We start from the raw sequence: 14,883 nt of genomic DNA, 5'->3' as shown, positions 1-14,883 counted from the left end.
ATGGTCCTAATGCTCAAAGCATAGGTCGGACCCATGTAGAAACCTGGGATTTCGGCAATATTCTAGTGCGCAGTGATTTGCTGGATACGGCCGCTGCTGCGAGTGGTGGACGCTTTATGAAGGAAATGCGCATGAAAATCCGGTCCATAATCGGTGCAACAAGTCTCGGCCTGGTGCTTGCAGTCGCTCCCATGGGAGGAGCTACGGTCGGTTTCATGCAGACGGCATTCGCCAAGGGCGGAAACGGCGGCGGTAATGGTGATGGCGGCGGCCATGGCGAAGGAAATTCCGGTCATGAAAAGTCCGGGAGCGACGATTCAAGCAGCACGTCGACGAGCGCGGCGACTGCGCAGGCTGCCTCATCGTCATTGCAGGCACATCACCCGGACAAACATTCCGGAGCTCATAGTGCAAGCTCGAAGACGCATGTTTCGAAGCCCGACGAGGGCAGGCTTAGCTCGCTCAGGAGAGACTATCACGCCTACTTGAACTCGAAAGACCCCAAGATGGCGGCGCTCTCGGCCTATGTGAAGGCATATGCGGAATTCGAAATGCAATATGGAACGACGGCAGTGCCGACGGATCCAGCCCTCAGCGACAACGCCCTGCGTTCGGCGCTCGCGCAGCTGTCGAACAAGCCGGTAACGGACCAGACACTCGCTGAAGCAAAGAGCATTCTCGGCATCGGAACAAACAGCGGCAAAATCGCCGAAGTCCGTGATGCCCTGGAAAGGAAATCCGAAGCCGCGGCGCCCTCCGAGAGCAGTGCGGCGACTGTCAATTGAATGGCGCTGTACCAGCAGCGTCTTGAGGTGAGCATGCCGGTCGCCGGGCACTTTGCGACACGAGGTTTCTGCGATCATCGCTCACAAGTTTGGGTTCATGAGTTTGGCGTCGATGCACGCCTTTCCCTAGCCGGTCCGCCCACCGGCTCTATCGCCGGGTCGGGCCTTCCGCCCCAGACGCTGCTCGATCCGGCGATAGGCAATTTGCTGCGTGATGCAGGCGGCTAAGTTTAGAATATGGTGCGCAAGGGGGTGCAGCCTGTGGAAGCCACTGTGGAAAACTCGGAGCTTCGGGTAGCGCTGCAGACCGGTCGCTTTCTCGTTTCGGTCGGCATGGATACGCCCATGGGGAACAGGGGGAAGGGTGGAGAGCGGCTTCCCGCTCCCCACGACGATTAGTTCAGAATCTGGATAACCTTGCGTGAGGAAGGCTCGACGATCACGCGTTCGTGGTTGACGACTGCATAGGCATATCGCGGATTCTGCGGAACTGTGCGAACAACGACCGTATCCGGCAGAGACCTGCCGACGACCACTCTCTCGTGGACAACCGTGCCCTCTTCAGGCAAGGGCTGTTCGCGGACATAGGTGACCACCTTCTGAGGCGGCGGATCGATGGCGGTGCCGACAATGGCGCCAGCCACGCCGCCCACGGCGGCCCCGACCGGACCACCGACAACGGCTCCGGTAACCGCGCCACCTGCGGCGCCGGTGACGGTCGACGATTGGGCAAAGGCACATCCGGCGGTCAGGCCTAGCGCGAGTGCCGCAATACTAAGTACTTTCGTTTTCATCAGAATCTCCTTTCACCTTCTCTTCGTCCGTCATTGACGGAGCTGTCGGTAAAACAGAGCTTCGGCGCAGTCGGTTCCTTTCCATGGGCTTCAGTCGAGTGACATTGGGGCGAGGGTCGCGCGATGCACTGGACCAAAGCCTCACGCGGACGGTCTTCATCGGGAATATGTGGAAATTCATCACGCTCAAAGCTGATTTCGGTGATGGAATACAGGGATTGACTGCCTGCAGCCCTCTGTTCGCAAATACCGGAACCGGCTACTGGATGTCGACGGATACAGGAAGCCAATCCGACAAAGGCTTGCGATCGCCGCGCATTCACGGCGGAGCGATCTCAATCCGTCAATGTGCGGCGCGGCTCGAAGAAGCCACCGATACATTTCGCTCCGTGGTCCAGGTGCTCGCCAGGTTTGCACATATGATCCCGACCAGCAGGATTACGGAGACCAAACCAACCAATGTCTCCCATGACTGCCGGCGAAACGGCAGCGGCCAGCGCGATCGGGATATGTTTGGATCATACAGCATTCATCAGCTCCATATCCAAGGGAGAGCCGTCAGCACCGACGTGGCCGTTCCGGTTGAGATCAAGGCTATGATCGCTCTCTTTTTCTGGCACGCGTTCATCTATCAAGTTTATGTCCGTCGAATTCCGAATGTCTAGTACCTTGATCGACAATATCTGGTAACGAAGCCCCTTGCGATTGCTGGATCTGCCAATTTAAGTGAAGTATGGAGAAAATATTTCCGAGATTGGCCGTTATTGCTGAGACATAAAGGCGTGCATGGCTTCAGTCGTGCGCCATGTTGAAAATCTGTTCCGGAATTTGGCCGCGGCTGGTCATAGTGTACAGGAAGTGCGGCAGGTGGCTCCTGCGAAGAGATGACTTTCTTCATGGCTTGCGGAAGCGCGTTCCCAGCCGCCTTCTTTGGCATCGGGAAAGCGACGCTATACGGCTACACGCTCGCGGCCAAAAATGTCGAGTTCCGAAAGGCGGATGGCTTCGCTCGCCGCCGACGTGCTGCCGATGAATTCGTCGATCAGAAATGCGACATAGCCGCCAGTCGTCTTGATGATGGCGATTTCACAGCTCCTTGAGGGCTTGTTGCCCATCTTCGTCGCCAGATCGTAGACCGGCACCAATTCGCCACGATATGAGGTATGACCGAGCGCGCGGCGCGTATCGTCGCTATCGCGAACTGGGCGCCAATTATCCGCCCGGGCGACAATCGTGCCGTCGATGAATGTACATAAGGTGTCATGCACGCGGACCGCCATCGCTGCACGGCGACGAAGAAATGCTGATAGAGGCATTGAGCACTTTGTCCCCTTCGGGACTCCCCATTCAAAAGTGCAATCGTCTGAGGCGAAACCCATTCCAGGATGCCTTGGCACTGTCATGGTGCCGCCGAACCTTGTTCGGCCAGACACATCGATGGTAGAGCCGTGGTCTTGATGACCGCTTTTAGGTTTATCTAAAATTCTAACGAAGGCGTGTTTTTAGACCGAGCATTGGGCTGAAAGCGTGAGGAAAATCCTGAAATTGAAACAGCCTGCGTTCTAGCTATGCCTGCCGCGTCGAAACGGTCGGACGAGAAATTCGGTCAAGTTTTGCGGCTCCCGGATATTGGGCAAGCCGACATCGGGCCATTCCGCGGCCTTCGGATAATAGGCGGTCCCGAACAGAATGTCCCAGATCGCCGAGCCGCTGCCGAAATTCTTGTTGAAGTGCTGTCGCTCGACCGAATGGTGAATACGGTGAAAGCGATTGTCGGGAAAGACGTAACGAACCCAGCCCAGATTCAGTCGCGTCGAGCTATGCTCGAAATAGCCTTGCCAGCGCACGAAGAACACCCAGATCCAGGGAACATAGTCCTGTTTGAAATCGAAGAGCAGCGAGACGGGAATGATCAGAAACGGAATCCTGAAGATCTCCTCGCTGAAATGGTGGTTGCTGTTGAAGGCGCTCATTTCCTCGAGCGAATGATGCTCGGCATGGAAGCGCCAGAAGAAGCTATTGCTATGCTGTAGCCTGTGGAACCAATAGTAGAAGAACTCGCTGACCTGCAGAACGAGAAAAGAAGCAGCTATGGCGCCCAGCAGATGGAGTGGCCATGCGTTCGAAAACTTCGAGAGGAATGTTAGGTCGATCGCAAACAGCGGCTTTATGCCGATGCCCGCCCAAAACCAGTAGAAGAGTGTCAGGCTTGCCTTGGTTATGAGGATGTTCGTCACGCAGAAGATGGCGCCGCGAAGCCTCGATACATAGGTATAGCGAGACTTCGGAAAGATGATCTCTGCGGCGAGCAACAGGAACGCGACCGGAAGAATGCGATCGGTGTACTCCTCCATGAAATCAAGCAATTGAAGCAAATTTTCCATTGTCAATTTGCTATCCACGGAACGATGGAGGAGGCGATATCCTCCCTTTATCCGGGAATGGCGGTTGCTTCAACTTGATGATTAAAAATTGGTTAAAGCCATGCCGGCCGGATTGGAGAGAGGTTAAACACGTTCTGGATCGTGCCCGATCGCGATTCAGTCAGCTGTTGGCGCGGCTGTGGACTGGGAGGATTTGCGCGACTTGTCGCGCCATTCGAGCGGTGTGGTATCAGTGACGCGCCGGAACTCGCGATTGAAGTTCGACTTGGTCTGAAAGCCGACATCGAACATGATTTCCGTCACCGGCTTCCCGGTTTCGGCCAGCAGCGTGCAAGCTTCCGCGATCCGGTACTCGTTGACATATTGCGAGACGTTTTTGCCGGTCGCGCGGTTGATGGCTGTGGAAATCTGCCGGGCGGGAATCGCAAGCTTGCGCGCCAGCCGGTCGAGATTGAGATCGACATCGCGATAGGAGTGTCTTTCCTTCATCAGCGTCTGTACGGCATCAAGCGTCTGGGTGTCCTGCAGGATTTCAGGCGGCAGGACAGCCCCTCCCTTGTCGATGGGCGCGTGGCTGCGGCTGGCTGCAGCGGCGGCTGTGGCCAGGATGGCCAGTCCCACGAGATTTCCGAGGCTGATGACCTGCAACGCATATTCACCACCGGCCCAGGCGAAGTCCAGCCAGATGAAGATATCGACCATCGCCGACAAAAGAAGAGCGCCGGCAGCAAAGAGGACGGCCCGATAGGTCGGACCGGCATTTTCGAATGGCGCGAGGCGAAGCGCGTCCGTGCCCGAGCGCATGAGAAGCAGGATCGCCGCGGCATAGCCGATGTCGATCAGTACGATGGCGATATCAATCGCGTCGCGCCACACCGCGATCAGCACGATAATGAGCCCGGCCGGCAGCGCATGCAGGCAGATCTGCTGAAGTGGGGAGAGCGAGCTTTTGCGCACCAGTCTCGAGACGCCGAGATAGGCAAGTGGCGCCACCATCGCGGCCGCCACCGGCATGATATACATGGCGGGCTGAACGGCATAGCCCCATCGCAGACCGGAAAGCGTGGATTGAAACGCACTGAGAAGGATCAGTGCCTGGAAAGGCAAATTGGGTGGTGCTTCATCGTCTCGAGCCTTTACGGCTGCAAAGAGAACGACGAGCAAAATGGCGACGACAAATGGAAATGGAATGAAGAGCATTGATCGGTTCGTGAAGGATTGGCAGCGATTTTCCAGCCGATCATGCCGAAAGATACCCCGCGCGGCGACCTCAATCATGTTTGAGGCCAACAAAATCCTGGGGAGGGGCGCCGCCCGGAACGAGGACGGTCAATTTCGCTGGATCCCGCTACCTTATCCGCTTCTCCTATTCGCGCCAAAACTCTGTGACCTCCTTTCCCGGATGCCGTGAGCAGAGGAGCGAAACAACATAGGTGCGTTCAAAAATGGACGCAGACAGGCGGGCCGATTCTCCATAGCGTCGGCCTCGATCGTGCATTCGGTGCTCTGCCGGTACTGGTTGGTCCCGTTGTACGATCCGGCAGAATCCGCCTGTGCTTGCCCGGTCGCGGCGCAGATGGATTGCCTTCAGGCCGCGCGCAAGAAATCCTGAGCGGACCCTGGCGTCATAGCCAGCAGGACGATCTGAAACGCTGCGGCCGATGGCATCCAATATGGCTATGTCGGCTTTGAAGCCATAGCGGCTGCGGCTCGATGCTCTCGGACCGCGCACCCATTATGCTGTTCGATGCCATGACGTCCGCGTCCTTGCCGCAGTCTCCTGACCGATACGGCTTCCACTTCGAGCGTCGCTTCGCCGCCTGGCGGTCTCAGCCAAAGCGGCAGCGGTAAGGCACGGAACGACGGGATGCCACTATCATTCAACGAGAAAAAGCAATCACTATGAGATTTTAATTTTTTCGCGCATTGCGCCGAATGGAACGGCTATGCGTGTCGAGCCATTTTTGCGTGAAAGCCAGTTGTCGAGATTGGAGCGCGAAGATGTATTTCGAATTGAAGGATACCACAGCCGATCTTCTGGCGAAGTGTCGCCGTCACGAAGAACTTTGCGATCTTCCGCTCGATCTGATCGTCTCTGAAGATGAGGCTTACGACATCCAAGCCGCGGCGCAGGATGCACTCGGCTTTGAGCGCAAGGGCTATGCGATTGTGGGAACGAGCGATCTGTCTTGCCGGACGCTCGGCCTTAAGGGGCCGATTTATTCAGAAATTCCGTCTTCCGCCCTGCAAAAGAGGGCGCAAAGCTTCCGTCTGCCGCCGGGAACCATTGGAATACAAAGCGAGTTCGTTTTCACGATGCTGAGGTCATTTCCGGACGAAGGCGAGCAAATCTCCCTCGATAGCGTGGCCGAGGCGGTCATGAGCTGCCGCCCTGCAATCGGGGTCGTCGGCCGCCGGACGCGGCGAGCGTTTGCCGGCGCAAACGCTGCGATTGCGGATTTTGGCCTGCATGTCGCGACGCTCTGCGGCGACCATGCCGCAAATATGGACATCGGCGCGCTTTCGAGAATCGAGGTCACGGCGTTTCTGTTTCGGCAGACCATGGTGTCCGGCAGCTCGTCGGCGGTCATGGGCAATCCGCTGAACGCGGTTGCGTGGCTTGCCGCGGCGCTTGCGGCAAATGGCAGGCGGCTCGAGCCGAGCGATATCGTGGCGACCGGCTCCTGCACTGCGGTCCTCCAGGTCTGCGCCGGCCAACATTTGGTCGTCGACTTCGGGCCGCTCGGCCAGGTCGAATGTGTCTTCAATTAAAATGAATCAAAAGTCGAAAGGACGGATAATGCGGCCGCAGCGAAAGCCATTCGTGGTCGAGATCAAGAAGAACAGGCGTCCGCGCTCGAAATCCTCTCTCGAGCAAGCGACGCGTGAGCGCACGCGCGCGCAGAAAGGCGCTGGGGCGAGTGTGGGCCTGACCCTTCAGCGTGGGGATCGGAGCTGATGGTCAGTCGGAACATTCCTCACGAATATTTCCTGCTTTCCGCAACAAGGGAGGAAGGCCCTGTTGTCGGCTATGTCAACGGCAAACCTATTTCGGCTGCCGTCGTGGATAGAAACGGCAGCCGCTACCGGTTCGTCGGCATTGCCGTTCGGGATCGCGAAGGCAGGCTCGATGTTCTGACGCTCAGGCAGGGAGAATGGATCGTCGCGCCAGATCTGATCTATGAGGCGGCAGCCTAATGCCGAGCCTTCCAGGCGTTCCGTAGCATCAGCTCCCGGTCGAATCTCAGCCTCTTCGGCGACTTCCATCCGGTGTTTGATCTCTATCAGGATGCCGTGGATATGATCTCAGGCGATCATATAGCCGCCATCGATCGGCATGGAGATGCCGTTCACCATGGCCGCTGCGTCGGAAAGCAAGAAAAGGATTACCTCCGCAACCTCTGCCGGTTCGACAAAGCGGCCGGCCGGAATGCGATCGCGCATGGGTGCTGCCTTTTCGGGATCGCTCCATGCCTTGACCGCCATCGGTGTCAGCGTCACCGTCGGGTGCACGCCGTTGACGCGAATACCCTTGGGCGCCAGTTCCCTGGCCATCACGCGCGTCAGGCCGTCCAGACCGCCCTTCGATGCGCAATAGGACGCATGATCCGGTATGCCGATAAAGGCGGCAATGGAGGAGACATTGACGATTGCGCCGGGAAGGCCTCTGCCGATCAATGAGCGAGCGAATTCCTGGGCCACGATCATCGGCGCGCGGGTGTTGACCGCATGCAGATGGTCGAAGGCTTCGACCGTGGTCTCAAGGAACGGCTGCAGCTCGGTCGTGCCTGCGCAGTTGACAAGATAATCTGCCGGAAGCGCAGCGATTGCTGCCTCACGTGTTCTGTCGGCGTCGGCAAGATCGACCTGAATGGCTTCGCAACCCAGCTCATTGCGCAAGGAAGCGACGTCCGCTGCGCTTCTGGTCAGTGCCACGACATGTGCACCGCGTTTTATCAGCATTTCCGTCGTCACTCGGCCGATGCCCTTGCCTGCGCCGGTGACGATCACTCTTTTGCCTTCGAAACTCATCGGAACTTCCTCTTCGATCTCCTGCCTGTTTCCCGATCGAAGATGCGAATGCGGCGGGGGTCAACATGAAAATGCAGCGTTCTATCCGAAGCGAACCGAATTTCTCGCCGGGCGGAGGCATCCGCAAACAGCGCAAGTCGCTGAATTCTACGGCGTCTGTTCCGGCGATCCATAATTGCCGCGTCGAAGGGTCGCGCTCGCAAGCCGCTGGAATCATGATTGAATTCATTGCGAATGCTGAAATCGCCATGAAAGAGAAGAATGCTTCTGGTCGGGCGTTCAACGCGGCATATATGTTTCGCCAGTATTTCTTTACTGGAAAACAATCAGTCTTGCGATGAGGATGGAGCGCAACGACACGCCGCCGCGGATTGAGAACAACAGGTATCGAAAGCAGGATTGCAATGAGTTCAGTACTGGCACCCGACCAGCTTGGCCCAACGGTCTGCGTTGGGGAAATCCTCGTGGAAATCGTCGCCACGACGGTCGGCAATGGTTTCATGGAGGCACAACCGCTCGTCGGACCGTTTGCGAGCGGCGCGCCGGCGATCTTCATTTCCCAGTGCGGTCGGCTTGGAGGCAGCGCGGCAATGATCGGCGCTGTCGGCACCGATGATTTCGGCCGCGTGAACCTCGAAAGGCTCAAGGGCGATGGCGTCGATATCTCGGCAATATCCATCGATCCGGATTATCCGACAGGCAGCGCCTTCGTTCGCTACCGCGAGGACGGTTCCCGCGACTTCGTCTATAATATCGCGACGTCAGCGGCTGCTCGCTTTGGCTGGAGCGAAGGCGTCAGCAATCTCATTGACCGTGCCGGACACCTGCATGTGATGGGTTCGGCGCTATCCGTTTCGAGCGCGTGTGAGGTGATCGACAAGGCCGTCGATATCGTCAAGACCCGCGGCGGCACGCTTTCCGTCGATCCGAACATTCGCAAGGAACTCAAGCTCGACGAGGCGACCGAACGGCGGTTTGCCCGGCTCGTGGCTGTGGCCGATCTGCTGCTGCCCTCCGGGGAGGAGCTCGAGCGCGCGGCCGGCGTCGAGGGCGAAACCAATGCGATCCGCCGCCTGTTTGAAATCGGCGTCAAGGAAATCGTGCTGAAGCGCGGGGCTGATGGCGCGACTTATTACAGCAGGGAAGGCGAGCGCATCGATGCGCCGGCCTTCATCGTCGCGGAAATCGATCCGACGGGTGCTGGCGATTGCTTCGGTGGCGCCTACCTCACTTGCCGACGGCTCGGCATGCCGGCGGCAGACGCCCTGACCTATGCGGCTGCGGCGGGTGCCCGCAATGTCACAGTCGTCGGTCCGATGGAGGGGGCCGGCACCCGAGAGCAACTCGACGCGTTCATCGCAACCACGGAAAGACGTTCCTGATGCGGATCCGTTCCGTCGAAGGGGCGGGTTTGGAGGTACAGGCGGCTCGACGACGGCCGCTCCATAGGCGCGATTGACCTGATCGCACTGTGGATGTCGCAGACTGTCTCGAGCTTTGCCAATGATTACCCGGTCTGCAGTGCCGGTAAATGATAGCTGTTTTAATCCAAGGAGGAGGAGACCATGGACGAATTGAAGGGGAAAATCGCCGCGGTGACCGGTGCGGCATCGGGGATCGGGCTGGCCTCGACGGAAGCCATGGTTGCGGCGGGGGCGAAGGTCGTCTTGATCGATCGCGATGAGAGAGCATTGGCATCGGTGTGCGAGCGCCTGGGCGAACTTGCCATTCCGCTTGTCGTCGATCTGCTCGACGCGGAGCAGTGCGCCGGATTGCTGGAGGGCATCCTTGCCAAGGTCGATCATCTCGACATCTTTCATGCGAATGCCGGCACCTATATTGGCGGTGACCTGGTGGAAGCCAATCTCGACGCCATAGACAGGATGCTTAACCTCAACGTCAATGTCGTCATCAAGAATGTCCGCACCGTCGCGCCGCATATGATCGGGCGCGGTACGGGCGATATCATCGTCACGAGTTCGGTCGCAGGCCATTCGGCCATCCCTTGGGAGCCCGTCTATTCGCCCTCGAAATGGGCAATGACCAGCTTCGTCCAGGCCATGCGGCGCCAGCTTCTGAAGAGCGGTGTTCGAGTCGGTTCTGTCTCTCCAGGCCCGGTCATCAGTGCCTTGCTCGCCGACTGGCCCGAAGAAAACCTGCGCAAGGCCAAGGAGGCCGGGGCCTTGATCGAACCCAAGGAAGTCGCAGATGCCATCATGTTCATGCTGACACGTCCGCGCAACGTGACGATCCGCGACGTCGTGGTCCTGCCGAGCGCCTTCGATATTTGAGGAGCAAAGCCATGGGTTATCAGGAGAAATTCCGGCTCGATGGCGAGCGGGCTGTGGTTACGGGCGGTGGCCGCGCCATCGGCCTTTGCTGCGTAGAGGCACTGGCTGAAGCTGGCGCTGCAGTCGTCGTCATCGAGCGTGACGAGGCCGACGCACGGGGAGCTCTCGCTTTACGGGAGAAGGGTTACGACATCGATGTACGGATCGGCGATGTCACGGACTCCGCGCGAATGGAGGCGATCGCCACGGAACTCGTCGATGGCGGCAGTGCCGCGACGATTCTGGTGAACAATGCTGGGATCGGTCAGAGCGGCATACCCTCGCAGGATGTCAGCGACGCCGATTGGCTGCGAATGATGGATGTCAATGTCAATGGCGTGTTCTGGTGCTCGCGCGCCTTCGGCCGCCACATGATTGCTCAAAAACGCGGCGCCATCGTCAATCTCGGTTCGATGTCTGGAATCATCTGCAATAGGCCGCAACCACAGACGCCATACAACGTCTCCAAAGCGGCGGTCCATCATCTCACACGGTCGATGGCGGCGGAATGGGCAGAGCATGGCGTCCGGGTGAATGCCGTGGCTCCTACCTATATCGAAACGCCTATGGTGATGGCGGTCGAGGCCAATCATGAACGCATTCCGGTCTGGCTTGCCGATACGCCGATGGGGCGGATGGGAACGCCAGAGGAAGTCGCCAGCGCGGTTCTCTTCCTTGCATCGGGCGCTGCCAGCCTGATGACGGGCGCGATCGTCAACGTGGATGCCGGCTTCACCTGCTGGTAGGCGTGTCCCGCGTCGGAGTGCATTCCTTCCGCGTAACGCTGCTCGGCGGAGGCGATGCTATACGGCTTGCATTCGGCTGTCGCGCACCCTTTGCCGCCGGGAGAGGTCTCACATTCCGGCAGCCGGCTGGCTATATATAGCCGAAGCAGTGATCCTGCGGAGGGGGCGAGCATCCTTGTAGGCGCGTTTGAGCTTACTCAACCTTGATGTCGCAAATGATCTGGATATTTTACCAGATTAAGTAGTACGCTTTCGATACCGGTACGGGATTCTTCGCCACCCCTCAGGCCAGGAGATCACCGTCAAGGAAACGATAAACAGGTAGTTGTCATGTTCCTAGAAGCAGCTCTTTCCCGCTTGATCAAAATCGGAACGCTCACGGTCACTTTTCCGGACGGTTCCACGCGCAGTTTCGGTACGGGATCGGAACCGCGTGCAGCGATGAAAATCAACACCGCCCGTGCAAAACGCCGTCTGCTCCTCAATCCGGCTCTGGCGCTGGGCGAGGCCTATATGGACGGTGAAGTCGAACCGGCTTCCGGCGATCTTTACGAGATGGTGGACTTGCTCGCTCTCAACATGATGGAAGGCGGGAGCCATCCCTTCGAGAAGCTGATGGAAAAGGTCCGCTGGCTGCGCCGAAATCTCGATCAATTGAATTTCGCCGGTCGCTCGAAGCGCAATGTCGCGCATCATTACGATCTCGATGCCCGGCTCTACTCCTTGATGCTGGATGAAGACCGGCAATATTCCTGCGCCTATTTCCCGGTCGGCGACGAGACCCTGGAGGAGGCTCAGCTCAAGAAGAAGCGGCATATCGCATCGAAACTCATGCTCGACCGCCCGGGCCTCGAGGTTCTGGACATTGGCTGCGGATGGGGCGGCATGGCGCTCTATCTCGCCAGGGAGTTCGGTGCTCGGGTGACGGGTCTTACGCTTTCGGAAGAGCAATTGCTGGCCGCACGAGCCCGCGCGAAGGATGCCGGGCTGGAGCATATGGTCACGTTCGAACTGCTGGATTATCGCTCCTGGACGCGTCCGGTCGACCGCGTCGTCTCGGTCGGCATGTTCGAGCATGTGGGCATCAACCATTACAAGACTTTCTTCGACAAGATCCGCTCCGTGCTCAAGGAGGACGGTGTCGCGCTGATCCATGCAATCGGTCGGGCTGATGGTCCCGGCAGCACGAATCCGTGGATCGCGAAATATATCTTCCCTGGCGGCTATTCGCCGGCGGTCTCCGAGGTCCTGTCCGTGGTCGAAAAATCTGGTCTCTGGACGACCGATATCGAGATCCTGCGCCTCCATTACGCCAAGACACTCGAGCAGTGGCGCGACCGCTTCATGAAGAACAGAAGCACTTTGGCAAAACTCTATGACGAGCGGTTCTGTCGGATGTTCGAGTTCTACCTCGTCGGGTCCGAACTTGCCTTCCGTCGCATGGGTCACATGAACTGGCAACTGCAACTGACGAAGAACGTTTCCGCTCTGCCGCTGTCCCGTGACTATATGGTCGATATCGAGCGGGCGCGGGCTGTTATTGCCGAGCAAGGGAGGGCAGGGCCGATCGAAGCTGCGAGCGCGCGGGCAAGGCGAGATCTGACCTTGCATGACGAGCGCAAATCCCGCCAGCAAAATCAATCCGGAGGCGAGTCCTCGCGGAACCTTTAGAAACCACTTGCAGCCCGGCATGAGGATTGGCAGGACATGGGATACAATGTCCTGTCCAGCCATTCCTTCAATATCTAGCCGATACATATCGCAATGTCGCGGCGAGCAAGTGCCTCCGTGCAAACAGCACGTTTGCGCATCGGTAAGGCGGCAAGCGCCCAATAAACTCGCGGAAACACAAGATCGCTGTGGCTTCTGGCCCACACTCGTCGATTGAGTTTGCAAGGTCATGGTATTGGCGAACTTGTCATTACAGGTCCCGAGTGGCTATGAGGTCACCACCACTTAATGATGAGACATGTCGCCTCTTTCGGCCTCATCCGTCGAAGAAGGCGATATCAATATGCGGGGTTTGTTAGGACAGGAATGCGCTCAACCAAGAATGAAAAGACTCTTTCCCGGCGGGCCTTCATGCTGGGGTCTATCTCTGCGACGGCAGCGCTTGCGGGCTGTGCCACCACCGCCCCGGTTCCAACTCCCATTGCAGCTCCGGTTCGTACGCCACCTGTCGTTCCCGTGGCGTCGGAACCTCAGAGCGTCGTCACACCCGATCCCGAACTCGAAGCACGCTATGCCTCCGTGGTCGATGGCGGTCATGTCATTCCGGCGGTTCCCTACCGAAAGCTGGACCCGAAGTTTTATCGGCAGCGCGTTCCCGATCCGACCGGCGAGGCGCCCGGTACAGTCGTCGTGGATACGGCGTCGAGATTTCTCTATGTCGTGGAGCGCGGCGGCACGGCCATGCGCTACGGTGTCGGCATCGGTCGCGACGGCTTTGCATGGCAGGGCGAAGGGATCATCCATTGGCGCCAGCATTGGCCGCGCTGGAAGCCGCCGGGCGACATGATTGCCCGCAAGCCGGAACTCGCGAAATATTCCGTCGCCAATGGCGGCATGGATCCGGGAATCAAGAATCCGCTGGGTGCCCGCGCGCTCTATATCTTCCAGAATGGCAAGGACACGCTCTATCGTCTGCATGGTTCACCGGAATGGCGCTCGATCGGCAAGGCAGCATCGTCCGGCTGCGTTCGCCTGATCAATCAGGACGTCATCGACCTCTACGAACGCATTCCATACCACGCGCGCATCGTCGTTCATCAGGCGCCGCTTCAAAGCAAGGCGATTTCTGCCTGAGCGAAATCGGCTCCCTCGATAGGCGGGAGCCGATGCTTCGGCACGATGGAGTGCCGTATCACGGGAGACGGCTGCGCTGCTGGCTTTGACGCTGGGCCTCCTGCGCGGCCTTGAGCTGCGCCTTCGTATACATCAGCGCATGTTCGGCAAGGTCGCGGCCATCATCCCAGAGGTTGCGCCAGATGCCGAGGATGCCTTCGAGCGGCTGGCCGACAACGCGGGAGGAGAAGGATTCGAAAGTGATCGGCCCCTGGTAGCCGGAACGGACGAGGGCCCTGAAGACGCCGGTAAGATCGATCGTGCCCGAGCCCATATAGCCGCGATGGGAATCGCCGGTATGGAAATAGCCGAGATAATCGCCGGTTTCGAGAATGGCGGCCTGAATATCGGATTCCTCGATATTCATGTGATAGACATCGAGATGCACCTTCACGTTCGGCATGCCGATGCGCTTGCACATCTCCACGGCCTGGGCGGCCGTGTTCAGCACGTTGGATTCGTAGCGGTTTACCACCTCCAGAACCAGCGTGATGTTGCTTTTCGCCGCCGTCTCGGCCACCTCTCGCAGGATATCGACCGATTGCGCGACGCCGGCAGCTGTCGTCGGCTCGCTATATTTGCCGAAAGCGGAATGCAGAATGCCGCCGATATATTCGCCGCCGCAATCGCGGCAGACGGCGATCGCCTGTTCCAACCTTTCCTTGCCGCGCCGACCCTTCTCCTTGTCGCTGCTTGAGATATCGGTTTCAAAATCGAGACCAAGCGAGAAGTTAATGCCGATGCCGTTCTTCTCCAGCTGCCGGCGGGTGAATTCCGGATCGATCAGGCTTGGGTCGAGCGCTGGTGCCTCGATGAAATCGTAACCCACCTCGGCGCTGTTTGCGATTGCGCGGGCGCATTCGTCGCGGCTCCAGCCGGCCTCCCATACCAGCGCGTGAACTCCCAGTTTGTTCATGCTCGTCCTCCCGATTTCGTGGATGCAAAAAACATTTGCTGCAATGCGAAAG

16 protein-coding genes are annotated in these 14,883 nt (G+C 58.5%); 10 read left to right on the top strand and 6 right to left on the bottom strand.

Annotated features, from left to right (window positions below):
• Window positions 1-131: 131 nt before the first annotated feature.
• A complete protein-coding gene (locus GDN47_RS08535; protein ID WP_113329802.1) occupies window positions 132-785 on the top strand; it encodes a hypothetical protein in 654 nt (217 codons plus the stop codon).
• Between the two features lie 395 nt (window positions 786-1,180).
• Here GDN47_RS08535 and GDN47_RS08525 read toward each other — a convergent pair whose 3' ends face one another.
• Window positions 1,181-1,579, bottom strand: coding sequence for a DUF1236 domain-containing protein (locus GDN47_RS08525; RefSeq protein WP_113329403.1), 399 nt, complete (start codon window positions 1,577-1,579; stop codon window positions 1,181-1,183).
• An 83-nt stretch (window positions 1,580-1,662) separates the two neighbouring features.
• On the opposite strand from GDN47_RS08525, the gene GDN47_RS32295 reads away from it, so the two are divergent.
• Window positions 1,663-2,244 (top strand): hypothetical protein, encoded by a 582-nt coding sequence (locus GDN47_RS32295; protein ID WP_233789815.1) that lies wholly within the window; start codon window positions 1,663-1,665, stop codon window positions 2,242-2,244.
• Window positions 2,245-2,529: 285 nt separating this feature from the next.
• Here the strand turns inward: GDN47_RS32295 and GDN47_RS08515 are convergent, their stop codons facing one another.
• The 3 genes from GDN47_RS08515 to GDN47_RS08505 form a co-directional block, all read right to left on the bottom strand.
• Complete coding sequence (locus GDN47_RS08515) at window positions 2,530-2,895, bottom strand: chemotaxis protein CheW (protein ID WP_113329401.1); 366 nt, start codon at window positions 2,893-2,895, stop codon at window positions 2,530-2,532.
• Window positions 2,896-3,141: 246 nt separating this feature from the next.
• Complete coding sequence (locus tag GDN47_RS08510; RefSeq protein WP_113329400.1) at window positions 3,142-3,963, bottom strand: sterol desaturase family protein; 822 nt, start codon at window positions 3,961-3,963, stop codon at window positions 3,142-3,144.
• Window positions 3,964-4,119: 156 nt separating this feature from the next.
• Complete coding sequence (locus tag GDN47_RS08505) at window positions 4,120-5,163, bottom strand: helix-turn-helix domain-containing protein (protein WP_152093054.1); 1,044 nt, start codon at window positions 5,161-5,163, stop codon at window positions 4,120-4,122.
• Window positions 5,164-5,964: 801 nt separating this feature from the next.
• Between GDN47_RS08505 and GDN47_RS08500 the strand changes: the two genes are divergently transcribed.
• Window positions 5,965-6,735, top strand: coding sequence for a hydratase (locus GDN47_RS08500; protein ID WP_152093053.1), 771 nt, complete (start codon window positions 5,965-5,967; stop codon window positions 6,733-6,735).
• A 186-nt stretch (window positions 6,736-6,921) separates the two neighbouring features.
• Entirely contained in the window at window positions 6,922-7,161 is a 240-nt protein-coding gene (locus tag GDN47_RS08495; protein WP_113329398.1) for a hypothetical protein, read from the top strand.
• A gap of 108 nt (window positions 7,162-7,269) precedes the next feature.
• Here GDN47_RS08495 and GDN47_RS08490 read toward each other — a convergent pair whose 3' ends face one another.
• Window positions 7,270-7,995: an SDR family oxidoreductase gene (locus GDN47_RS08490; RefSeq protein ID WP_113329397.1), complete on the bottom strand. Its 726-nt coding sequence runs from the start codon at window positions 7,993-7,995 to the stop codon at window positions 7,270-7,272.
• Window positions 7,996-8,060: 65 nt separating this feature from the next.
• On the opposite strand from GDN47_RS08490, the gene GDN47_RS08485 reads away from it, so the two are divergent.
• The 6 genes from GDN47_RS08485 to GDN47_RS08460 all read left to right on the top strand — a co-directional run bounded on the left by GDN47_RS08485 (window position 8,061) and on the right by GDN47_RS08460 (window position 13,876).
• Window positions 8,061-8,336 (top strand): hypothetical protein, encoded by a 276-nt coding sequence (locus GDN47_RS08485; RefSeq protein ID WP_145319391.1) that lies wholly within the window; start codon window positions 8,061-8,063, stop codon window positions 8,334-8,336.
• A gap of 63 nt (window positions 8,337-8,399) precedes the next feature.
• Complete coding sequence (locus GDN47_RS08480; RefSeq protein WP_152093052.1) at window positions 8,400-9,377, top strand: tagatose kinase; 978 nt, start codon at window positions 8,400-8,402, stop codon at window positions 9,375-9,377.
• Between the two features lie 183 nt (window positions 9,378-9,560).
• Window positions 9,561-10,286 (top strand): SDR family oxidoreductase, encoded by a 726-nt coding sequence (locus GDN47_RS08475; protein ID WP_152093051.1) that lies wholly within the window; start codon window positions 9,561-9,563, stop codon window positions 10,284-10,286.
• An 11-nt stretch (window positions 10,287-10,297) separates the two neighbouring features.
• Window positions 10,298-11,071, top strand: coding sequence for an SDR family NAD(P)-dependent oxidoreductase (locus GDN47_RS08470; protein WP_113350811.1), 774 nt, complete (start codon window positions 10,298-10,300; stop codon window positions 11,069-11,071).
• Window positions 11,072-11,401: 330 nt separating this feature from the next.
• On the top strand, window positions 11,402-12,742 hold the full coding sequence (locus tag GDN47_RS08465) for an SAM-dependent methyltransferase (RefSeq protein ID WP_152093050.1): 1,341 nt from the start codon (window positions 11,402-11,404) through the stop codon (window positions 12,740-12,742).
• Window positions 12,743-13,153: 411 nt separating this feature from the next.
• A complete protein-coding gene (locus GDN47_RS08460; RefSeq protein WP_371864848.1) occupies window positions 13,154-13,876 on the top strand; it encodes a L,D-transpeptidase in 723 nt (240 codons plus the stop codon).
• Window positions 13,877-13,934: 58 nt separating this feature from the next.
• Here the strand turns inward: GDN47_RS08460 and GDN47_RS08455 are convergent, their stop codons facing one another.
• Complete coding sequence (locus GDN47_RS08455; protein WP_152093048.1) at window positions 13,935-14,831, bottom strand: sugar phosphate isomerase/epimerase family protein; 897 nt, start codon at window positions 14,829-14,831, stop codon at window positions 13,935-13,937.
• Between the last annotated feature and the right edge of the window lie 52 nt (window positions 14,832-14,883).

The organism is Martinezella dioscoreae (assembly GCF_009176305.1).
GTDB classification, from domain to species: Bacteria; Pseudomonadota; Alphaproteobacteria; order Rhizobiales; family Rhizobiaceae; genus Rhizobium; species Rhizobium dioscoreae.
Note: the sequence above shows the minus strand (reverse complement) of the source record. Positions and strands in the feature narration are given on the sequence as shown.

Excerpts from the sequence above, each read along its gene's own strand:
- GDN47_RS08470 (WP_113350811.1), top strand. The coding sequence starts at position 10,298 with ATGGGTTATCAGGAGAAATTCCGGCTCGATGGCGAGCGGGCTGTGGTT.
- GDN47_RS08455 (WP_152093048.1), bottom strand. The coding sequence starts at position 14,831 with ATGAACAAACTGGGAGTTCACGCGCTGGTATGGGAGGCCGGCTGGAGC.
- GDN47_RS08535 (WP_113329802.1), top strand. The coding sequence starts at position 132 with ATGAAAATCCGGTCCATAATCGGTGCAACAAGTCTCGGCCTGGTGCTT.
- GDN47_RS08500 (WP_152093053.1), top strand. The coding sequence starts at position 5,965 with ATGTATTTCGAATTGAAGGATACCACAGCCGATCTTCTGGCGAAGTGT.
- GDN47_RS08490 (WP_113329397.1), bottom strand. The coding sequence starts at position 7,995 with ATGAGTTTCGAAGGCAAAAGAGTGATCGTCACCGGCGCAGGCAAGGGC.
- GDN47_RS08465 (WP_152093050.1), top strand. The coding sequence starts at position 11,402 with ATGTTCCTAGAAGCAGCTCTTTCCCGCTTGATCAAAATCGGAACGCTC.
- GDN47_RS08480 (WP_152093052.1), top strand. The coding sequence starts at position 8,400 with ATGAGTTCAGTACTGGCACCCGACCAGCTTGGCCCAACGGTCTGCGTT.
- GDN47_RS08505 (WP_152093054.1), bottom strand. The coding sequence starts at position 5,163 with ATGCTCTTCATTCCATTTCCATTTGTCGTCGCCATTTTGCTCGTCGTT.
- GDN47_RS08515 (WP_113329401.1), bottom strand. The coding sequence starts at position 2,895 with ATGCCTCTATCAGCATTTCTTCGTCGCCGTGCAGCGATGGCGGTCCGC.
- GDN47_RS32295 (WP_233789815.1), top strand. The coding sequence starts at position 1,663 with ATGGGCTTCAGTCGAGTGACATTGGGGCGAGGGTCGCGCGATGCACTG.
- GDN47_RS08460 (WP_371864848.1), top strand. The coding sequence starts at position 13,154 with ATGCTGGGGTCTATCTCTGCGACGGCAGCGCTTGCGGGCTGTGCCACC.
- GDN47_RS08525 (WP_113329403.1), bottom strand. The coding sequence starts at position 1,579 with ATGAAAACGAAAGTACTTAGTATTGCGGCACTCGCGCTAGGCCTGACC.
- GDN47_RS08475 (WP_152093051.1), top strand. The coding sequence starts at position 9,561 with ATGGACGAATTGAAGGGGAAAATCGCCGCGGTGACCGGTGCGGCATCG.
- GDN47_RS08485 (WP_145319391.1), top strand. The coding sequence starts at position 8,061 with ATGAAAATGCAGCGTTCTATCCGAAGCGAACCGAATTTCTCGCCGGGC.
- GDN47_RS08495 (WP_113329398.1), top strand. The coding sequence starts at position 6,922 with ATGGTCAGTCGGAACATTCCTCACGAATATTTCCTGCTTTCCGCAACA.
- GDN47_RS08510 (WP_113329400.1), bottom strand. The coding sequence starts at position 3,963 with ATGGAAAATTTGCTTCAATTGCTTGATTTCATGGAGGAGTACACCGAT.